Source organism: Occallatibacter sp. (assembly GCF_049510455.1).
Lineage (GTDB): Bacteria > Acidobacteriota > Terriglobia > Terriglobales > Acidobacteriaceae > Telmatobacter.
In genome coordinates this window covers 1-3,340 of record NZ_JBEKYX010000202.1, presented here as the reverse complement: position 1 = coordinate 3,340, position 3,340 = coordinate 1, and the positions used below count along the sequence as shown (strand labels likewise).

Below are 3,340 nucleotides of genomic sequence, written 5' to 3'. Positions count from 1 at the left end.
TGGACCTCCTGGGATTGCAGCACTTCACCGGCATCCGCTTCCCAGGTGTTCAAGATCTTGCCGCGCAGCGGCATGATGGCCTGGGTCACCCGGTCGCGCGCCTGCTTGGCCGAGCCACCGGCCGAATCGCCCTCGACCAGGAACAGCTCGCCGCGTGCCGGATCCTGGCTGACACAGTCGGCCAGCTTGCCGGGCAGCGCCGGGCCGGACACGATGCGCTTGCGGGCGACTTTCTGGCTGTCCTTGAAACGCTGCTGCGCATTGGCGATCGCCAGCATGGCGATTTTCTCGCCCTGGTCCGGATGCTGATTGAGCCAGAGGGCGAAGGCGTCCTTGATCACCCCCTGAACGATTCCCGCCGATTCTCGCGACGACAGTTTTTCCTTGGTTTGTCCCGCGAATTGCGGCTCGTGCATTTTCATCGACAGCACGAAGCTCACCCCGTCCCAGACGTCCTCGGGCGCGAGCTTCAGGCCTCGCGGCACCAAATTGCGGAACTCGCAGAACTCGCGCACCGCATCTGAGGCTCCTGACCGCAAGCCGTTGACGTGCGTGCCGCCCTCCACGGTGGGAATCAGATTGACGTAGCTTTCGGTAATTACGTGCTCGGACTCGAGCACCCAGGTGAAGGCCCAGTCGAGAGACCCGCCCTCGATGTCCCGCTTGCCGTAAAACGTCTCGGCGGGCAGCCATTCACCCTTGCCGAGCTCCTCCGCCAGATATTGGTGCAGCCCCCCCGTGTAGAACCACTCATCGCGCTCGCCGGTGGCTTCGTTGGTCAGAGTGACGCGAAGATTGGGGCACAGCACCGCTTTGGCGCGCAGCACCTGCTTGAGCTTCGGAATCGCGAATTTGTCGGTGTCGAAGTACTGAGGATCGGGCCAGAACCTCAAGGTCGTGCCGGTCTTCGATTTAGGCACCTCGCCGACCACCTCCAGCTTGGATTTGAGGCGGCCGCCCGCGAAGCTCAGGTTGTATTCCTTGCCGCCGCGGCGCACCCAGCACTCCAAGTGCTTCGACAGTGCATTGACCACGGACACGCCTACTCCGTGCAATCCGCCGGAATGCTGGTAGCTCTTGTCGTTGAATTTCCCACCCGCGTGCAGGCGCGTCAGGATCAATTCCACGCCGCTGATCTTCTCCTTGGGATGAATGTCGACGGGCATTCCGCGGCCGTCGTCCTCCACCTGCAAGGAGCCGTCCTTGAACACCGTGACGTCAATGTTCTCACAGTGGCCGTTGATCGCTTCGTCGACGCTGTTGTCGATGACCTCGTGCGCAAGATGATTCGGCCGAGTCGTGTCGGTATACATGCCCGGGCGCCGGCGAACCGGGTCCAAGCCGCTCAATACCTCGATGTCGGAGGCCGTGTAAGACGATGCCATCAGTCCTCGTTAGGCGCTGCGCGCCAATTGCCAGGCGCTGCGCGCCAATTGCCAGGCGCTGCGCGCCACCTTTCAACGGGGTCGGGGCGACCCCGACCTTGATTGTTTAAAAACATGCATTGCTCGCGTGCGAAGGCGGCGGAGTCTAACATGCGAATCCGGCTCTGATCAGCTGGCAGCCTACCCACGATTCGGCTATCGTTCCACCACTATGGGAATCGCAAACGTTCAGAATCTGGTGCGCACATTGCCCGTGCTGCCCCGTCCCTACGGCATTCGCGTACGTCTGCGGCCCGGAGATCCCTTCGCGAAGCTGCTGGGGGCCGACTGGCAGAAAACCCATTGGTTCTTCACCGCCGAGGAACGCGACCGCGTGCTCGAGGACATGTCCGGCAAGCACGAATACTCCCGAATCGGCGACCAGCCGGCCCTGGTATTCGAGAAAGTCGAAAAGCTCGCCGAAAGTCGCAACTTCTAGACTTGTCATGCGCTTCGCGCAACTTTTCATGCGCTTCGCACAACTTTCAACGGGGTCGAAACGACCCCGCTCTTGAAGTTTGGGGTTGGAACGGCCCCGAAGGAAGGCGGGCGCAGCCCCTACGCGCAACGAATCCTCTTCGGCCGCGCCTCATACTCGGGGTCGCCTCGACCCCGTTGAAAGGTGGCGCGCAAGCGCCTAAAAAGTGCGGCCCAAAAACAAATAATACCCCGCCGTCCCCGATTGATCGTAGCCCGACCCCAGATACAGGGGGCCGAGAAGCGTGTCGAAGGCTATGAATATCGATCCATCCTTGCGCGCCGACCCAAAATTGATGTCGCTGCGGCGCTCGTAGGTATTGCCCACTTCGAATGATGCGCCGATATAGGCGGGAAACTCGAAGAAGCCCTCGCCGCCGTGACCGATTTTGCGAAAGTAGATCGCGCGGGCAATGGCATAGTTCGGGCCGGTCAGCGAAGTGGGCGCGAGACCCGATAAACTGAAAAGTCCGCCCAAGGAATAAAATTCGGGCAGATCGGTGGGTTTGAAGTTGCCGTCCAGGGTACTGCCCGCCGAGGTCCACAACAAAATCGTGTTGCGCCCGATCGAGCGCGCCATCAGCCAATCGGCCGTGACTTTATCGAAGGCCACATCCCCCCCGAGATTCACTCGATTGCCATCCCACTGCACCGTGAAACTCTGGCCCTCGCGCGGAAAGTGAATGTTGTCCAGTTGGTCGTAGCTGAACTTAAAGAAGTACTCGCCGATGTTGTACGTTGGCTCTACTAAAGCCGGGTCGCCGTAGCGGTCGTGGGTCTCGCCGTTGGTGCGGTGATACCCCGCACGGATTTCTCCCCAGTCGCCGAGGGTTCTCCCGATGTCGAGATCCGCTTCCGCCTCGCGGTCGCGAAAATCCGCTACTTCGAAATTGTTGACGTAGACCGGAAGGTCGCGAACCTCGATGCGCGCGCTCGGCGCCACGAACCAAGTTCGCGTTGCATCGATCGGTTGATAAAACTCGCTGAATATCCTGGGATCGGTGCCGATTTGCACGTCCGTGAGCAGCTCCGCGCCCAGTTGATTGATTTCGGTCAGCACAAGACGCGCTGCGGCGTTGTAGTGGCCGTCGCCCTGGAAGTCATCCTCCAAATTCAAGCCGAAGCGCAAGTAATTGGGACCCCAAGACTTGCGCCGTGCCTGAATTTCGAGCCCGGAGTCCTCGTCGGCGCAAGTACCTGCGTCTGCGCCAGTGCTTGCTCTCGTACTGGTGCCGGTGCTGGAACTCGTGCCGGTGCCAGTGTTGGCGTTAGGGTGAACCTCATTACCGGCGCCAGTATTGGTGCCAGTCCCAGTGCTAGTCCCAGTGCTAGTCCCAGTGCTAGTCCCAGTGCTAGTCCCAGTGCTAGTCCCAGTGCTAGTCCCAGTGCTAGTCCCAGTGCTAGTCCCAGTGTTAGTCCCAGTCTTAGTGTTAGTCGCA

3 protein-coding genes are annotated in these 3,340 nt (G+C 60.5%); 1 reads left to right on the top strand and 2 read right to left on the bottom strand.

Translation table 11 applies throughout. The features are described from left to right. A partial coding sequence (locus ABSG47_RS20910; RefSeq protein WP_424172524.1) for a DNA topoisomerase IV subunit B occupies positions 1–1,385 on the bottom strand: 1,385 nt, incomplete at its 3' end. 211 nt (positions 1,386–1,596) lie between these two features. Here ABSG47_RS20910 and ABSG47_RS20905 point away from each other — a divergent pair. Beyond that, entirely contained in the window at positions 1,597–1,863 is a 267-nt protein-coding gene (locus tag ABSG47_RS20905; RefSeq protein WP_424172521.1) for a hypothetical protein, read from the top strand. Between the two features lie 198 nt (positions 1,864–2,061). On the opposite strand, the gene ABSG47_RS20900 is transcribed toward ABSG47_RS20905, so the two are convergent. Continuing rightward, positions 2,062–3,030 carry a BamA/TamA family outer membrane protein gene (locus ABSG47_RS20900; protein WP_424172518.1) on the bottom strand — a complete coding sequence of 323 codons (969 nt, stop codon included), beginning with the start codon at positions 3,028–3,030 and terminating at the stop codon, positions 2,062–2,064. Between the last annotated feature and the right edge of the window lie 310 nt (positions 3,031–3,340).

Excerpts from the sequence above, each read along its gene's own strand:
- ABSG47_RS20905 (WP_424172521.1), top strand. The coding sequence starts at position 1,597 with ATGGGAATCGCAAACGTTCAGAATCTGGTGCGCACATTGCCCGTGCTG.